Origin of the sequence: Pseudodesulfovibrio aespoeensis Aspo-2 (assembly GCF_000176915.2) — a bacterium.
Lineage (GTDB): Bacteria > Desulfobacterota > Desulfovibrionia > Desulfovibrionales > Desulfovibrionaceae > Pseudodesulfovibrio > Pseudodesulfovibrio aespoeensis.
This window is the reverse complement of the sequence record NC_014844.1, coordinates 3,214,997-3,231,838: the sequence shown is the minus strand read 5'-3', so window position 1 is coordinate 3,231,838 and position 16,842 is coordinate 3,214,997. Positions and strand designations below refer to the sequence as shown.

Sequence of the window (16,842 nt, the reverse complement as noted above, 5' to 3'; positions counted from 1 at the left end):
GAGGGCTCTTTAGCTTGGAGGAGCGACAGCGACGGCTCTTGCCCATAGCTTGCTGCCGCCAGTGACGTCGAAATTGGCGTGGTCGGCGTGGATATTTAGAAGCAGCGGCGCACGAGTGTACTTGGGGCCAGCCTGCCGCTGCCGCGATGCCTCAGACGAGCCCCGAGAGGTCGTAGGTGTCGGCCTTGTCGATTTCGATGGTGACGATGGTTCCTGGGGTGAGGGTGGTGTCGGGCGGCGTGCTGACGTAGGTGGTGCCGTCCACTTCCGGGGCCTGGAACCAGGTGCGGCCCGTGAAGAGCCCGGGCCATTCCGGGGAGGGCGCTTCGATGAGCACGGGCAGGGTCTGGCCGACGTGGGATTCCATGATCTCGCGGCTGATGTCGGCCTGGAGGGCCATGAGGGCGTCGCGGCGGTCGAGTTTGGTCTGGTCGTCCACCGGATCGGGCAGGGCGGCGGCGGGGGTGCCGTCCTCGGGCCAGTAAGGGAAGACGCCGAGGTGGTGGAAGCGGGTTTCCTCGACAAAGCGCATCAGGTGGTCGAAGTGTTCGTCGGTTTCGCCGGGATAGCCGACGATGAAGGTGGTGCGCAGGGCGGCATCGGAGAAGTGGGCGCGCACGCGGTCGATGACCTTGCGCGGGTTGCGGGCAAAGGGGCGGCCCATGGAGGCGAGCACGTCGGGGTGGGCGTGCTGGAGCGGGATGTCGAAGTAGGGCAGCAGGGGGTCGCCGATGGATTTGAGGAAGCCCAGCAGGTCGTCGGTAAGCCCGGCGGGGTAGAGATACATGAGCCTGAGCCAGGCGAGGCCGGGGAGGTCGGCCAGGCCGGAGACGAGATGCTTGATGGTGTTGTCGCCGCCGAGGTCCGAGCCGTAGGAGGTCGAGTCCTGGCCGACGATGATTATTTCAGGGACGCTGGCGGCCAGGGTGCGCGCCTCGTCCAGGAGGGCTTCCACCGGGCGGCTTCTGTGCGGACCGCGGATGGAGGGGATGGTGCAGAAGTGGCAGTTGTGGGAGCACCCTTCGCTGATCTTGAGATAGGCGTAGGCCGGGCCGGTGGAGAGTCGGCGGGGCGCGTTCGGGATGGGGCGGGCGTGGGTGATGGCCTGGGCGATCATGACGGGCCAGAGGTGGAGCTGGTCGGTGGAGAGCCAGAGATCGACTTCGGGCAGCTCCTCGCGCAGGTCCTGCCCATAGCGGCTGACAAGGCAGCCGGCCACGGCCACCAGCGGGCGTCTGCCGGTGCTTTCGCGGGTTTCGTCGGCATCGCGCACAGCGTCGAGGATGGCGGCCACGGATTCCTCGACCGCAGGCTGGATGAAGCCGCAGGTGTTGATCAGGGCCAGGTCGGCTTGGGCAACGGTGTCCGCCGGGAGCATGGCCGGGCCGAGCGCGCCGAGCAGCCGCTCGGTGTCCACGAGGTTTTTGGGGCAGCCGAGGCTGACCGTGAACACCTTGACAGCAGGGACAGAATGGTGCGCCATGTCTTTAATCCTTTGAAAAGGGCGTCATAATATATTAGTATCCGTAAATGCCCCCCTCTTGATTGTCGGGAGGGGGAGAACATTTCCGGTCAGGAGGTCACAGTGTCAGCAACATACGGCGAGGACAAACGGTACGTCATCGGCGTCATCGGCGACATCCCGGCTCTACTGACATTTTGGCAGATGTTCAAGGACAAGGCCAATGACGCGGTGCTTCAGGAGATCGGGATCGTGGCCGTGGCCCTGCCCGGCGGCGGTGCGCTGCCCGAGGACGACCGGGGTGTCAACGGACACATCCCGACCTATGCGGGATATCGGGAGATGCTAGAAAGCCATCCGGAGATCAACCTGGTCATCGAGTCCACGGGCCGGTCCGGGCTGATTCAGGATCTGCGCGCCCATCTGCCCGCCAGGGTTACGCTTGTTGAGCGCAATGCGGCGAATTTCTTCATAAATCTGCTCGCTTCCGACAAGATATGGGTGGCCTGCAAGCTGGACTTGCTGCACACCCAGAATATGCTCAAGACCATCATCGACCAGATGGACCACGAGATTCTCTTTCTGGACAACCGGGGCGAGATCGTGGGCATGAACAAGACGGTGCTCGACAGGCTGGGCAAGGCCAAGCGCGAGATTGTCGGGCTTTCGTACTGCGAGGTGTTCACGGGCACGGACAAGCCGGAGTGCGGGTTCGAGAAGGACCCCTTCGGGAAAACCATGCAGACCAGGGGGCCTGCGGAAACCATGACCAGCGAGGTGGGCGCGGACGGTCGGGTGCGGTATTTCCGCGTCTACACCCATCCGGTGTTCGACGAGGAGGGCGCTGTCAACCACGTGGTCGCCATCCGGCGCGACATCACCCAGCGCACGTCCATGGAGCACCGGCTGCAACAGGCCGAAAAGCTGGCCTCCATCGGTGAGCTGTCCACCTACATGGCCCACGAGATCCGCAACCCGCTCTTCACCATCAGCGGGTTTGCCAACTCGCTCATGCGCTCGGGCGGCCTGGACGACAAAGTCCGGGAGAAGATCGGCATCATCCTCGACGAATCCAGGCGGCTCGACGAGATACTCAAGAGTCTGCTCAACTTCACCCGGCCCACCGAGGCCCAGGTGGCCGAGGTGGACATCAACGAGCTGGTCACCGCGACCATGAGCGTCATGAGCCTGCCCTGCGAAAACCAGGGCGTCACGGCCACGGTGGACCTGGACGAGAACGTGGCCAGGGTGCGCGCCAACCCCGACCTGATCAAGCAGTGCCTGATCAATCTGGTCAAGAATTCGCTGGAGGCCATGGACGGCGGCGGCAGACTGCTGGTGACCACCACCATGACCCACAACTACGCGGTGCTGGCCGTGGAGGACACGGGCCACGGCATCCCGCTCGAGATCAGGGACAAGATTTTCAGCCCGTTCTTTTCCACCAGGGGCAAGGGCGCGGGCCTGGGGCTGGCCCAGACGCGCAAGATCATCGACGAGATCGGCGGCGAGGTGGATCTGGTCAGCCGCGTGGGCGCGGGCACCAAGATCACCCTGTTCCTGCCGCCCATCCTGGCGGTTGCGGATTCCGAGGAGTCCGCGTAAACACGCCCCTGTGCCGGGGTGCGTCCGGCGCGATCACGCACAGAATCACAGGGGGTGTCCGTGGAGGCCATTGTCCTTGCCACCGGCAACAAGGGAAAGATCCGCGAGCTTTCGGTCATGCTTGAGCCGTTCGGGGTCCGGGTGCGCAGTCTGTCCGAGTTCCCGGAGATCGGGGAGATACCCGAGACCGGCGAGACCTTTCTGGAAAACGCGCTGATCAAGGCGCGCACCGTGGCCGGGGCCACCGGGCTGGTGGCCGTGGCAGACGATTCGGGCATCGAGGTGGACGCCCTGGATGGCCGGCCCGGCGTGTATTCGGCCCGCTACGCGGGCGAGGCGTGCGACGACCACGCCAACAACGAGAAGATGTTGGCCGAGCTGCGCGGCGTGCCAGACGAGCAGCGCATGGGTCGCTACCGCTGCGTCATGGTGGCCGTGGCCCCGTCAGGCGAGTGCATCGACGCGGACGGCAGCTACGATATCCGCGTGGGTCATGGCTACAAGGGCAGCGGCGGCTTCGGCTACGATGTCATTGTCGTGGACCCGGAGCTTGGCTGCCACGTGGCCGAGCTTGATCCCGAGGTCAAGAACCTCCGCTCCCACCGGGGCAAGGCCATGCGCGGGCTGCTCGCCAAATGGCCGGACTTTTGGGCCAGGGTCGGCAAATAGCGGACAGGCGACGCGCACGACGCCCCGACGGGAAGCCCCTGCCGGGGCGTTGCGCGTTGTTGGCGTGTGGCGGTGGCGGCAGGGTGCCCGGCCCTGGCGGCACACGCCAGCGGGCCGGACCGGCGGCCTCAGCAGCTTAGCAGCTTTTTCGCGATTTCAAGGTCGTACAAGGCCAGCGGATTGCGGCCAGTGCCGCGTTCCTTGAACATTTCCGAGGCCTTGAGGATGGCCGGGTAGGGGACCCACTGGTGCTTCTCCCAGATGATGGGCTCGGCGGGGTTGTAGAGCCGGAACTCGATGACGCCGTTGTTGTCGCGCACATACATACGCACTTCCGGGCTTTGCAGGGACGGGGTGTAGTAGTGGCCGCGTTCGTCTTTCATCACTTGCCTTCCTGATCGAAACCGAAGCGGACAGAGCCGCCCACCTCGTAGACGTTGATGTTCATGGCTCGCAGCAGGGTCCGCAGCGGCCTGCCGAAGAGAAAATCGTTGATGTTGCGCGCCATGCCCGATTTTTCCTGGGTCAGGCGGCGCAGTTCCATGTCGAAGACCACCATCTCCTTGAGGTCCGCGCCAGCCTCGGCGTCGCCTGCCCGCGCCATCTTGGCGGCCTCCTCCATGCGCAGGGGGGCGCATTTTTCGTCGTGCCCGCGGACCAGATCGAGCAGGGGGTGGCCGGTCGGGAGCAGGTCGGCCCTGGTCAGGCGGTCCTTGTCGTACATGGCGGCGATGGGCTCAATGTCGCGGCAGAAGAGCAGCTGGCATTCGATGGGTCTGGTCTCGTACAGGCCGCAGGCGCGGCCCTCGGGGCTGTAGTAGATGCAGGTCCAGGCGCTGTCGCGCCCCTTGATCTTGAGAATCTCCTCGCCAAGGGGGAGCAGACGCTTGGCGGGCTGGTCATAGGCCCACTCGCCGGGGCGCAGGGTGACGATATCGGCAAGGGGAATGGTGCCGTCCTGGATCAGGGGGAGATCCTGGCGGTGCAGGGCAGGCCCGCCGTTGCGGCAACAGTCCCCGCACCGCTTGCAGGTGGCTTCTGGTGTCATGGCGTTTGGCATCCGTTGGGTTTGGGCCGGGAGCGTGTCGGCGTTGTCATGTCCGGGGTCGATACAACTCCGGGACGATTTTCGCAAGGGCAAGCCGATCCGGCGTGAGGGGTGTGGGAAAAGGGGCAAAAGGGCCAGCGGACGGGAAAATGAAGTGCCAGTGTGGAGAATGGAAGTTTGTGTTGCCCATGAAAATCTTTTGGGGTATCGATTTAGGAGCGGATACCCTGGTGTGATCCATTGGACCATGTCGCCCTTTGTACATCGCGAGGAGATGGAACAGGCATCCGGCGCAACGCGGGCTTTGGCTCGTAAATTAAGGATTGGCAAGATGTTTTTGGGAATTACCGGTTGACAAAAAGCCGGAGCATCCAGTACATTGTCATCCCTACATATCTTGTGAATTACGGCGCATGTGCCGGTTCAGCGTTTTTCGCGTACTGTAGCAAAGGCATCCGGGTTCTGGTCGATCAGTCAGTGTGAGAAACGGCCCGGATTAGAATGGTTGATGGCAACATCTTAATCAAACAATGGAGGTTAAGGGAATGGCGAAACACAAAACTCCTTTGTTGGATCAGCTGGAAAGCGGCCCGTGGCCCAGCTTCGTATCCGACATCAAACAGGAGGCGGCATCTCGCGCTAAGAATGAGAAGGGCATTGAGTATCAGGTTGCAGCCGACTGCCCTGACGATCTGCTCGGCGTTCTTGAGATGTCCTACACCGACGGTGAGACCCACTGGAAGCACGGCGGCATCGTCGGCGTTTTCGGTTACGGCGGCGGCGTTATCGGTCGTTACTGTGACCAGCCCCAGATGTTCCCCGGCGTGGCTCACTTCCACACCGTGCGTGTTGCCCAGCCCATGGGCATGTGGTACAACACCGAGTTCCTGAACAGCCTCATGGACATCTGGGAACTGCGCGGCTCCGGCCTTACCAACATGCACGGCGCCACCGGCGACATCGTGCTGCTTGGCACGTCCACCCCGCAGCTTGAGGAGATCTTCTGGGAACTGACCCATAACATGGGCGTCGACCTCGGCGGTTCCGGCTCCAACCTGCGCACCCCGGCCTCCTGCATGGGCATGTCCCGTTGCGAATACGCCTGCTACGACTCGCAGGAGCTTTGCTACAACCTGACCCTGGAATACCAGGACGAGTTGCACCGCCCGGCGTTCCCCTACAAGTTCAAATTCAAGTTCGACGGCTGCCCCAACGGCTGCGTGGCTGCCATCGCCCGTTCCGACCTCGGCTTCCTCGGCACCTTCAAGGGCCCCATCAAGATCAACCAGGAAGTCGTTGCCGCCTACGTTGGCGGTGACATCGCCCCCAACGCCGGCGCTCATGCCGGTCGCGACTGGGGCAAGTTCGACATCCAGAAGGAAGTCGTTGATCTGTGTCCGTCCAAGTGCCTGAGCTTTGAAGGCGGCAAGCTGATCATGGACCACAAGGAATGCGTCCGTTGCATGCACTGCATCAACACCATGCCCCAGGCCCTGAAGATCGGTGACGAGCGCGGAGTGTCCATCTTCTGCGGCGCCAAGGCCCCGATCCTCGACGGTCCCCAGATGGGTTCCCTGCTGGTGCCCTTCATCGAAGTCAACAAGGACGACGACTACCAGGGTATCAAAGACATCATCGAAGGTGTCTGGGACTGGTGGATGGAAGAGGGCAAGAACCGCGAGCGTATCGGTGAGACCATGAAACGTCTCGGCTTCGCCGCCCTGGCCAGCGCCGCCGGCATCGCGGCCGATCCCCGCCACGTTCAGGAGCCCCGCCACAACCCCTACATCTTCTGGAAGGCGGAAGACGTCAAGGGTGGTTGGGACCGCGATCTCGCCGCATTCCGTAAACGCCACCAGCGCTAAAGATTGGAGGAAAACAACATGGCTTTCATTTCTTCCGGATACAATCCCGGCAAACCGATGGAAGGTCGGATTTCCGACATCGGTCCTCGCCACTTTGGTGAGTTCCTGCCCCCGGTCATCGCGAAAAACTTCGGCCAGTGGGACTATCACGAGATCCTTGAGCCCGGCGTTCTGTGCCACACCGCCCTTTCCGGCGACAAGGCATACACCGTGCGTTGCGGCTCCGCCCGCCTGATCACCGTGTCCCACGTTCGTGAAATCTGCGCGATCGCCGACAAGTTCGCTGGCGGCAATCTGCGTTTCACGACCCGTAACAACATCGAGTTCATCGTCGATAACAAAAAGGCCGCCCTGGACCTGAAGGCGTACCTCAACGGCCTGAAGTTCCCCGGTGGTTCCCACAAGTTCCCGGTCGGCGGCACCGGTGCCGGTGTTACCAACATCGTGCACACCCAGGGTTGGGTCCACTGCCACACCCCGGCCACCGATGCCTCCGGCACGGTCAAGGTCACCATGGACGCCGTCTTCGACGACTTCCAGAACATGAAGCTGCCGGCCCCGGTCCGCATCTCCATGGCCTGCTGCCTGAACATGTGCGGCGCGGTGCACTGCTCCGACATAGCCATCCTGGGCATCCACCGCAAACCGCCTCTCATCGACCACGAGTACCTGGACAACCTGTGCGAGATTCCGCTGGCCGTGGCTGCCTGCCCGACCGGTGCAGTGCGCCCGTCCAAGGTCGAGCTTGACGGCAAGACCTACAAGACCGTGGCCATCAAGGAAGACCGGTGCATGTTCTGCGGCAACTGCTACACCATGTGCCCCTCCCTGCCCCTGTCCGATGGTGAAGGCGATGGCATCGCCATCATGGTTGGCGGCAAGATCTCCAACCGCATCACCAAGCCGGCCTTCTCCAAGGTCGTCGTTCCCTTCATTCCCAACGAGCCGCCCCGCTGGCCCACGCTGACCAAGGTGATCAAGAAGATTCTCGACACCTACGCCGCCGAAGCCAACAAGTACGAGCGGCTGGGCGACTGGGCCAACCGCATCGGTTGGGAGCGCTTCTTCGAGAAGTGTGAGCTGGAGTTCACCGCTCACCTGATCGATGACTTCCGCGACCCGGCCTACTACACTTGGCGCCAGACTTCTCAGTTCAAGTGGTAGAATAATGACATGTCGGGGTACGACGCACCGTCGTACCCCGACATTTTTCAAACCAAAAGGAGTCCGTCATGGCACTCGATCCCGCAGCAGCAAAAGCCGAAATCCTCAAATTTTGCGAAGAAAAATCAGCCAGCAAGTCGAAGTTCTACTTCAATGACTTCACCAAGCTCTTCCCGGACGAGAAGACCCGTGACGTCAAAAAGCTGCTGACCCAGTTGGTTCAGGAAGAAAAGATGGTGTTCTGGTCCTCCGGGTCCACCACCATGTATGGTCTGGCCGGTGCGGGCAAGCAGGCCGCTTCCGAGGGCGAAGGATAGACTCCGACCCCTACCTGTCAACAAGGCCTTGCCCGTCTCTTCGGCGGGCAAGGCTTTTCTTGGTTCAACGTCAGCCGAAACGGCAGCCGCGTGCAACACATCCTTCCGCGATTCATATTGGCCGGGCTTTCGGGCGGCACCGGCAAGACCATCGTTTCGCTGGCGTTGGCCCGCGCCTTCAGTCGGCGCGGGTTGCGCGTCGCGCCCTTCAAGAAGGGGCCCGACTATATCGATGCCCGCTGGCTCGCCCTGGCCGCAGGCCGCCCCTGCTCAAATCTCGATCCCTTCTTTCACGCCGACCCAGTCATCCGCTCGCTTTTTTGGCACAAATCCCAGGGCAGTGACCTGAGCCTGGTGGAGGGCAACCGCGGCCTTTTCGACGGCAAGGACGAGCACGGCTCGTGTTCCACTGCCGAACTCGCCCGCAAGCTCGACGCGCCGGTGATCCTGACCATCGACTGCACCAAGATGACCCGCACCGTGGCCGCAATCCTGCTGGGGTGCGCCAGTTTCGAGCCAGACCTCCGTCTGGCCGGGGTCATTCTCAACCGCACGGCTGGCGAGCGCCATCGCTCGGTCCTGCGCCGCAGCATCGAGGAGTACACCGATATCCCGGTCCTGGGCATGCTGCCCAAGATTGGTGACAACCCCATCCCGGAGCGGCACATGGGGCTGATGTCGGATCAGGAATTCAGGGACGGAGGTAGCGACCTGGGCCAGCCAGCCCTTGACTCGCTGGCCGCAATGGCCGAGGAGTGGCTCAATCTCGACGCCATCCGGGCCGTTGCCGAGTGCGCGCCGCCGTTCAAGGCCGAGCCCGCACCGCTGTTTCCCGGACCGCCTGCTCCAGTCTCTGCGCGCATTGGCTATGTGCGCGATGCGGCCCTGTGGTTTTATTATCCCGAGAATCTTGACGCCCTGACCCATGCCGGTGCCGAACTGGTCCGCCTGAGCCTGCTCGCGGAAGACCCGTGGCCTGACATGGACGGCCTGTATCTCGGCGGCGGGTTCCCCGAGGTGTTCGCCGGGCGCATTGCGGCCAACAAACGGGTGCTCGCGACCATTCGCAGCCTGTCCCAGGCCGGTATGCCCATCTACGCCGAATGCGGCGGATTCATGGTCCTGTGCGAATCGCTCGACTGCGTGGACGCGGCAGGGAAGGCCGGACCACACGTCATGACCGGGGTGATCCCCGCTGCAACGTCCCTGTGCGCCAAGCCGCAGGGGTTGGGGTATACCGAGTCGGTGGTCGAGGTAGGGTCGCCATTTTTCCTGCCGGGTGAGACGGTCCTTGGACATGAGTTTCACTATTCCGTCTGTCTTGCCGACCCGGGCGCGCCGCTCCCCTTCAGCCTGCGGATGCTTCGCGGCAGCGGCATCGGGGGTGGCCGCGACGGAGTGCTTTATGAAAACACGTTTGCAGGGTATACCCATATTCACGCGCTGGCGGCCCCGGCCTGGGCACCGCGTTTCGTGGCTGCCGCGGCCCGCTGGCGTGGGAGTGTGGACAGCGGCCTGAGCGAAGAACAGACCTGAAGCAAGAGGTGAGTGTGCGAATTCCTGGCGAAATGTACCACCGTGGATTGAAACATGCGGGGCCTGCGCCTTCCTGGTCTGCCGACTGGCGCACGGTGGGGGTCTACGGGGTCTGCGTCTATCTCATAGTTCTCGCCTTTCGCCTGAGCTTTGCCGGTCGCTGGGACCACCCGGAACTGTGGGTCGCCGGGGAGCGCATCCTGGCCACGCACGACGCCTACTACTGGCTGGCCAAGGCCAAGGGGCTCGGCGTTTTGTCCGGGTATGCCCTGGCCGAGTTCGCTGCGCTGGTCAATCAGGTCACCGGGGCCGGGCTTGGTGCCATCGGGTTCTGGAGTCCGGCCATCGTCGTCTCCCTGGTGGGTGTGGTCTGCTATCTCTGGGGTTGGCTCCTTGGCGGGGTCAACGCCGGTGTCCTGGCTGGGCTCATCGGCTCCCTGACGCCAGGGCTGTTCTACCGCACCCGGCTCGGATATTTCGACACCGACATGTTCACCCTGCTGATGCCCATGCTGATTGCCTGGCTGCTGGCCTTCTGGGCGCGACAGCACATGCGTTCGGGCTGGTTCACCCGTGATCCGGAGCCGGCGTCCTCAAACGCCGCGCAGACCCTCTGGATGGCGCTGGCCTTCGGTCTGGCGACCCGGTTTGCCTGCATCTGGCACAATGACATCCTCAACATCGTGATCCTGTATTTCTTCATGACCATCGCCGTGGTCATGCTCAACTGCCGGCCCGGCCAGCGTGCGCCCGCCCTCCAGGGGCTCGCCATCTTTGCCCTGGCCGCCTTTCCGGGCGGGGCTTTTGGGAGGCTGGAGTTGTGGCCTCTCACGAGACAGGTGATTTCAGAGCTGGCTATCCCCTATTACCCAGTAATCATAGGTACTTCTCTGGCCCTGGCCCTGGGGCTGATCTTTCTCTGGAAAAACAGTGCCAGGGGGAGATTCCAGTTCCTCAGCTCTGTCTGGGCCAGCGCCCTGGTTCTGTTCGCCGTGGTCCTGGCCACCAGGCTGCTCGATGAATCAGTGGCCTACTCTGCCGCAAAGCTGGTCTCGTACCTGACCGGTGCCGCAGGAACCATTGATTCCGGGGCCGCGGGTGCGGAGTTCCTCGGCCCCATCTATCCCTCGATCCTCCAGAGCATCATCGAGGTCCGGCTTGAGCCGCTGTCGGCGATCATGGAGCGCGGGGCGTTCTTTCCTTGGCTCGGCTGGGTGGCCGTGCTGTTCGGGGTCGTGGTCGTGGCCCTGCGACCGGCAGCGGCCTTTCTGCTGCCGTTGATCGCCCTGCAGCTTGCCAGCGTCAAGCTCGGCATCCGGTTTTCCATGTTCGGCGGGGCGGCCCTGTGCGTCATGCTGGGTGTGGGTGTCTACTGGCTTGTCAGCGCGGTCTCCTGCCGGTTCGAACGCAAGGCGGTGATCGACTTTGCCGTTCAGGCGGTCCTGGGTGCGGGGTTTCTCGTCTACTGCCACGTGCAATACGCGTCGCTCTCGCTCACGCCCGTGCTCTCGCGGCAGCATGCCGAGGCCATGCAGGAACTCGGGAAACGGAGTGAGCCGGGCTCCATGGTCTGGACCTGGTGGGACTGGGGCTACGCGGCCCAATATTACGCCGGGCTGGAAACCGTGGCCGACGGCGGCAAGCACGCCGGGCGGGATGTCTACCCGATCGCCTTTGCCATGACCACCCCGTCGCCAAAGCTCGCCAACCGGATGATCGCCTTCAGCGCACAGTATCCGGAAACGCCGCCGAATATCGGTCTGGCCCCCGCGCGGGAGTGGGACTCGATCCCCCGCGACCAGATTGTCGAGACCCTGGAAGGGCAGCTCTCCAGGCAGGACTATCCGGCGACTCCGAGGCAGTATTTCATTGTCACCTGGAACGACCTGACCCTGGCCAAGTGGATCAGCCATTTCGGCAACTGGAACCTTGAGACCGGGACCACACGCGAGGCCAAGGTGAATATCTACCAGCCCGGCGAGCTGGGCTTCAACGTCGAGCGCGGCGGGGTCATGGACCGCAAGGGCGGCGGTGGGCTGGTCAAGGACATCACCGTCCTTGAGCCGGACGGCGTGAACCGCAGGGGATACCCCCTGAACGCGCTTTCGCCCCAGCTTCTGCCCAAGGTCCACCATCTGATCATCAACATGGTCAGCAAGCAGAGCGTGGTTCTGGACTCCATCGGGTATGGCTCCACCATGGCCCGGCTGCTCACGGCAGACCCCGACGACCCTGACATCGCCCCATATTTCACGCTTGTCGTTGACAGGCTGCCCTTTGCGCGAATCTATGAAGTGGTTCAATAATCTGAAGAAAGAGAGATAGTGATGAGTATACCATTTATTGATCTGAAAACGCAGTACCAGCAGGTCGAGGCGTCCGTGAGGGCAGGCATCGACAGGGTTCTCGGTCACGGTGCCTATATTATGGGGCCTGAGATCGCAGAGCTGGAGGAGAGGCTGTCGAGCTTTTGCGCCGTGCGCCACGCCGTGGGCTGCGCCTCGGGCACCGACGCCCTGGTCATGGCCCTGATGGCCTTTGAGGTCGGGCCGGGCGACGCCGTGTTCACCACCCCGTTCACCTTCATGGCCACAGCTGAGGCCATTGCGCTGCTCGGCGCGACCCCGGTCTTTGTGGACATCGATCCCGTGACTTTCAACATCGACCCCGACGAGCTGCGCCGCAAGATCGGCGAGGTCAAGGACACCCGCAAGGATCTGATCCCCAAGGGCGTCATTGCCGTGGACCTTTTTGGCCAGCCCGCCGACTATGCCCGGATAGAGCCCGTGGCCCACAACAACGGTCTGTTCCTCATCGTGGACGCGGCCCAGTCCTTTGGGGCCACCTACAAGGGCAAGCCGGTCTGCTCGCTGGGCGATGTGGCCTGCACCTCGTTTTTTCCTGCCAAGCCCCTGGGCTGCTATGGCGACGGCGGCATGCTCTTTGCCCACAACGACGCCATGCACAAGCTGCTCGTCTCCATCCGCGTCCACGGCATGGGTGAGGACAAGTACGAGAACGTGCGCCTTGGCATCAATGGCAGGCTGGACTCCATCCAGGCCGCCGTCCTGCTGGCCAAGTTCGCCATATTCCCGGGCGAGATAGAGAAACGGCAGCAGGTGGCCGACCGCTACGCCGCCCTGCTGGACGACATCGACGGACTGACCGTTCCCACCGTGTCCGAGGGCAACACCTCGGTGTGGGCGCAGTATTCCGTGCTGGCCCGAGACGCGGCGCACAAGGATGCCCTCATGGGCAGGCTCAGGGCGGCGGATATTCCCACCGCCATTTATTATCCAAAACCCCTGCATCTGCAAAAGGCGTTTGCTGGTCTCAAGTATGGCAAGGGGGATTTTCCGGTCAGCGAGAATGTGGCCGGGCGCATCTTCAGCCTGCCCATGCACCCCTATCTGAGCGGCCAGGACCAGGAGGCCGTGGCCGCGGCCATGAAAGGGTAGCCATGTCGACGGATCGCGGTTTCATCGTGCGGATGCTCAAGCCGCTCCTGGCCGGGATAGCCCTGGCCTATCTGGTGACCGCGTTCGTGGACCGGCCCGCGCCTGTGCAGTTCCAGCCCAGGAGCCCCAACGCCTCGGCCCAGGCGAGGATCGTGGAGCCCCAGGTGGACATGGTGGTCGAGAAGAACATCATGAAGCTCGGCTCCCCCCTGTCCAATGTCCGGGCCACGTCCCCGGCGGACAATCCGCTGGCCCGGCTCGAAGTCCGGCCCGTGGTCCGGGGCGAGGACGACAATGCCACGACCCTGTCCCCCGCGCCGCAGGGCGCGGGCGTTGGGGCCGGGAAAATGAGGGGCATCGTGTCCGGGGTACCAGTGACCCCGGCCCAGTGACCCAGGCTCCGTCATCCCTGACAGATCCCCAGGCTGGCGGTTTTGGCCTGGTGCGACCGATTTGCCTCGGCCCGCACCTTCTGGTAGGGGGGCGAGCACAACGCAATCACGCCGGGCCGAGGGTCCGGCCCAAAGGAGAACGACTATGATCAAGATGGAAACCAGCATGGGCGATATCGTCATTGAGCTTGATTTCGACAAGGCCCCCAAGAGCGCGGCCAATTTTCAGCAGTATGTGGCGGACGGCTTCTACGACGGCCTCATCTTCCACCGCGTCATCAATGGCTTCATGGTTCAGGGCGGCGGCATGGACGAGAAGATGAAGGAAAAGGAGACCCGCGCCCCCATCGAGAACGAGGCTGACAACGGCCTGAAAAACGACTGCTACACCCTGGCCATGGCCCGGACCATGGACCCGCACTCCGCGTCTTCGCAGTTTTTCATCAACATCAAGGACAACGGGTTTCTCAACCACTCCGGCAAGAACCCCCAGGGCTGGGGCTACGCCGTGTTCGGCAAGGTGGTCGAGGGCAAGGACGTGGTGGACAAGATCAAGGGTGTGCCCACGGGCCGTCACGGCTTTCACGACGACGTGCCGGTCGAGCCGGTCTTCATCGTCAAGGCCACGGTGGTCGAATAGAGCCTGCCCGCAGGGGCCAGACTCGGTTCTAAAAAAAGATGGCCGGAGGAAGCGATTCCTCCGGCCTTTTTTTGTGGGCATTGTCTTGAAGGCGCTACCCGCCGAGGTAGGCCTTCTTCACTTCCGGGTTTTCCATCAGGGTGGCGCACGGGCCATGGGCCACGATTTCGCCGGTGTCGATGACGTAGCCACGGTGGGCGAACTTGAGGGCCAGGTGGGCGTTCTGCTCGATGAGCAGGATGGTCATCCCCTCTTCGTTGAGCTCCTTGAGGGTGCGGAACATGTCGTACATGAGCAGCGGGGCCAGACCCATGGACGGCTCGTCGAGCATGATGAACTTGCAGCCAGACATGAGCGCGCGGCCCACGGCCAGCATCTGCTGCTCGCCGCCCGACAGGGACTCGGAACGCTGCTTCTTGCGCTCGTTCAGGCGCGGGAAGAGCTGGTAGACCCGTTTGTAGTCGCGGTTGATGTCGTTGACGTCGCCCTTGCGGGCGTAGGTGGCCAGCTTGAGGTTCTCCTCCACCGTCAGGTTGCCGAAGATGTGGCGGCCTTCAGGGACCAGGACAAGGTGCAGGTCGGCCACCACCCTGTCAGGGGCCATGCCCAGGATGGATTGGCCGGCAAAGCGGATGTCACCACTGATGATCTTGGGCGCTTCGGGCGGCGGCAGCTGGGCCACGGCCATCAGAGTGGTCGATTTGCCCGCGCCGTTGGCGCCGATGAGCGTGACGATCTCGCCCTGGCCCACGGTGAACGAGATACCGTGCAGGGCCTCGATGTTGCCGTATTTGACGTGGAGGTTTTCGACTTCGAGAAGTGGGATGTTCATATGGTGTCGTCTCCGAGATAGGCCTTGATGACCGCCGGGTTGCTCTGGATGTCTTCCGCCGTGCCTTCGGCGATGGTGGCACCAAAGTCGATGACCTTGATCCACTGGCACAGGCTGGTGACGACCTTCATCTGGTGCTCGATCATGAAGATGGTGATGTCGAAGTTGTCGTGAATCCAGCGCACCAGTTTGATCAGCCCCTCGACATCCGACGAGTTGAGTCCAGCGGCGGGCTCGTCGAGCAGCAGAAGTTTGGGCTTGATGGACATGGCCCTGGCTATCTCCACGCGCCGCTGCAGGCCGTAGGGCAGGTTCTTGGGCAGCTCCTGGGCGTAGTCGGCCAGGCTCATGGCTTCGAGCAGCTCGAAGGCGATGTTCTCGATGCGCTTTTCGCATTCGCGATACCGCTTGGTGCGCAGGAACGAATCCCAGACCGTGTAGCCCATGCGGTAGTGCTGGGCGATGCGGATGTTGTCGAGCACGGTCATGTCGTGCCACAGCCGGATATTCTGGAAGGTGCGGGCCACGCCGAGCGAGGTCACCTGATGGGGTTTGAGGCCCGCAGTGGGCGTGCCGTCCAGGGTGATGGTCCCCTCGGTGGGCTGGTAGAATCCCGAGATGAGGTTGAAGATGGTGGTCTTGCCGGCCCCGTTGGGACCGATCAGGCCCATCAGCTCCCCGCCCTGCATCTCGACGGAGAATTCGGAAACCGCCTGGAGCCCGCCGAACCTCTGGGTCAGTCCGTCGATTTTGAGTAGCGACATTGCAGGCTCCTTACTTGAACGAGTAGTACTTTTTCAGCTTCGGGAACACGTCCGACAGCTCCTTGTTGCCCATGATGCCTTCGGGCCGAAACTGCATCAGCAGGACCAGGATCAGGGGGATCAGCACCCATTTGATGACGCCTGCCGAAGGTTCCCAGTCGGGGAAGACAAAGGTCACGGGCGAGAGGATGAACTCGATGAGCGACTGGCTCCGGAGCACCTCCATCAGGCCGGTGAACAGGATGGCTGAGAGGACCGCGCCCGAAAGCGAGCCCATGCCGCCCAGGTAGACCATGACCATGGCCTCTGTGGACTTGAGGATGTTGAAGGACTGCGGGTTGACGTAGCCCACGATGTGGGCGAACAGGCCACCCGCGATACCGGCCAGGCCGCTGGAGAGCATGAAGGTGACCAGTTTCATCCGGTCGGTGTTGACGCTCATGATCTCGGCGGCGATCTCGTCCTGGCAGATGGCGTTGACGCCCTTGCCGTAGGTGGACGAGATGAACCGGCGGATGATCCACACGGTGAACACGGTGAAAAGGATGACCCAGAGGAGCATCCAGGGGCCATTGAAGGTGTCGACCATGGCCCAGACCGTGTCCTTCATGCCCTGGAAGCCGCGCGAGCCGCCGATGCTGGGCATGTTCTCGATGGCCGAGATGATCATGTAGTTGACGGCGATGGTGATGATGGCCAGATAGTCGCCCCGTGTCTTGAAGGAGGGCAGGGCCACGATGATGCCAGCCAGGGCCGCCACCGCGCCGCCGATGAAGATGATCAGCGGGAAGACGAACACGGCCATGGACGCCGGGAGCAGCGGCCCGCCCAGCAGCTTGCCGAAGCACAGCACCGACAGGACGGACGAGACGTAGGCGCCCACGCACATGAAGGCCGCATGGCCGCAGGAGAACTCGCCCATGTTGCCGTTCACCAGGTTGAGGCTGGTGGACATGATGATGTTGATGCCGACGAACATGAACACGGCCTGGATGTAGTTGTCGATCAGGCCATACTGCGCCATGGCCAGCATCAACAGACAGGATGCGGCCAGGACGAAATTGAAGGTGTATTTCTGCATTGTTCGTCC

At 62.8% G+C, this 16,842-nt stretch carries 16 protein-coding genes; 10 read left to right on the top strand and 6 right to left on the bottom strand.

Annotation, left to right across the window (positions count from 1 at the left end):
* Positions 1-151: 151 nt before the first annotated feature.
* Positions 152-1,483, bottom strand: coding sequence for a 30S ribosomal protein S12 methylthiotransferase RimO (rimO, locus tag DAES_RS15005; protein ID WP_013515886.1), 1,332 nt, complete (start codon positions 1,481-1,483; stop codon positions 152-154).
* A gap of 102 nt (positions 1,484-1,585) precedes the next feature.
* On the opposite strand from rimO, the gene DAES_RS15000 reads away from it, so the two are divergent.
* On the top strand, positions 1,586-3,067 hold the full coding sequence (locus DAES_RS15000; RefSeq protein ID WP_013515885.1) for a two-component system sensor histidine kinase NtrB: 1,482 nt from the start codon (positions 1,586-1,588) through the stop codon (positions 3,065-3,067).
* A gap of 60 nt (positions 3,068-3,127) precedes the next feature.
* Complete coding sequence (gene rdgB / locus DAES_RS14995; protein WP_013515884.1) at positions 3,128-3,736, top strand: RdgB/HAM1 family non-canonical purine NTP pyrophosphatase; 609 nt, start codon at positions 3,128-3,130, stop codon at positions 3,734-3,736.
* A gap of 128 nt (positions 3,737-3,864) precedes the next feature.
* On the opposite strand, the gene DAES_RS14990 is transcribed toward rdgB, so the two are convergent.
* Both DAES_RS14990 and DAES_RS14985 read right to left on the bottom strand, forming a co-directional pair.
* Positions 3,865-4,119 carry a hypothetical protein gene (locus tag DAES_RS14990; protein WP_013515883.1) on the bottom strand — a complete coding sequence of 85 codons (255 nt, stop codon included), beginning with the start codon at positions 4,117-4,119 and terminating at the stop codon, positions 3,865-3,867.
* Positions 4,119-4,784, bottom strand: a complete 666-nt coding sequence (locus DAES_RS14985) for a YkgJ family cysteine cluster protein (RefSeq protein ID WP_013515882.1) — start codon at positions 4,782-4,784, stop codon at positions 4,119-4,121. Before DAES_RS14985 ends, DAES_RS14990 begins: the two co-directional genes overlap by 1 nt.
* A 545-nt stretch (positions 4,785-5,329) precedes the next feature.
* Between DAES_RS14985 and dsrA the strand changes: the two genes are divergently transcribed.
* The 8 genes from dsrA to DAES_RS14945 all read left to right on the top strand — a co-directional run bounded on the left by dsrA (position 5,330) and on the right by DAES_RS14945 (position 14,156).
* Positions 5,330-6,649 (top strand): dissimilatory-type sulfite reductase subunit alpha, encoded by a 1,320-nt coding sequence (gene dsrA, locus DAES_RS14980; RefSeq protein WP_013515881.1) that lies wholly within the window; start codon positions 5,330-5,332, stop codon positions 6,647-6,649.
* A gap of 18 nt (positions 6,650-6,667) precedes the next feature.
* Positions 6,668-7,813 (top strand): dissimilatory-type sulfite reductase subunit beta, encoded by a 1,146-nt coding sequence (gene dsrB, locus DAES_RS14975; protein WP_013515880.1) that lies wholly within the window; start codon positions 6,668-6,670, stop codon positions 7,811-7,813.
* A 68-nt stretch (positions 7,814-7,881) separates the two neighbouring features.
* Positions 7,882-8,130 carry a dissimilatory sulfite reductase D family protein gene (locus tag DAES_RS14970; protein ID WP_013515879.1) on the top strand — a complete coding sequence of 83 codons (249 nt, stop codon included), beginning with the start codon at positions 7,882-7,884 and terminating at the stop codon, positions 8,128-8,130.
* A gap of 90 nt (positions 8,131-8,220) precedes the next feature.
* Entirely contained in the window at positions 8,221-9,666 is a 1,446-nt protein-coding gene (locus tag DAES_RS14965; RefSeq protein ID WP_013515878.1) for a cobyrinate a,c-diamide synthase, read from the top strand.
* Between the two features lie 14 nt (positions 9,667-9,680).
* Positions 9,681-11,972 (top strand): STT3 domain-containing protein, encoded by a 2,292-nt coding sequence (locus tag DAES_RS14960; protein WP_013515877.1) that lies wholly within the window; start codon positions 9,681-9,683, stop codon positions 11,970-11,972.
* 21 nt (positions 11,973-11,993) lie between these two features.
* Positions 11,994-13,124, top strand: a complete 1,131-nt coding sequence (locus tag DAES_RS14955) for a DegT/DnrJ/EryC1/StrS family aminotransferase (RefSeq protein ID WP_013515876.1) — start codon at positions 11,994-11,996, stop codon at positions 13,122-13,124.
* A 2-nt stretch (positions 13,125-13,126) separates the two neighbouring features.
* The gene (locus DAES_RS14950; RefSeq protein WP_013515875.1) at positions 13,127-13,516 is read left to right on the top strand and encodes a hypothetical protein; all 390 of its coding nucleotides are present in this window, start codon (positions 13,127-13,129) and stop codon (positions 13,514-13,516) included.
* A gap of 145 nt (positions 13,517-13,661) precedes the next feature.
* Positions 13,662-14,156, top strand: a complete 495-nt coding sequence (locus DAES_RS14945) for a peptidylprolyl isomerase (RefSeq protein WP_013515874.1) — start codon at positions 13,662-13,664, stop codon at positions 14,154-14,156.
* 94 nt (positions 14,157-14,250) lie between these two features.
* Here DAES_RS14945 and DAES_RS14940 read toward each other — a convergent pair whose 3' ends face one another.
* From DAES_RS14940 to DAES_RS14930, 3 genes are read right to left on the bottom strand one after another with little or no spacing between them, the layout of a single operon-like run.
* Complete coding sequence (locus DAES_RS14940; protein WP_013515873.1) at positions 14,251-14,988, bottom strand: ABC transporter ATP-binding protein; 738 nt, start codon at positions 14,986-14,988, stop codon at positions 14,251-14,253.
* A complete protein-coding gene (locus DAES_RS14935) occupies positions 14,985-15,752 on the bottom strand; it encodes an ABC transporter ATP-binding protein (RefSeq protein ID WP_013515872.1) in 768 nt (255 codons plus the stop codon). The genes DAES_RS14940 and DAES_RS14935 overlap by 4 nt, the downstream gene beginning before the upstream one ends.
* Before the next feature lie 10 nt (positions 15,753-15,762).
* Positions 15,763-16,833, bottom strand: coding sequence for a branched-chain amino acid ABC transporter permease (locus DAES_RS14930; protein ID WP_013515871.1), 1,071 nt, complete (start codon positions 16,831-16,833; stop codon positions 15,763-15,765).
* Between the last annotated feature and the right edge of the window lie 9 nt (positions 16,834-16,842).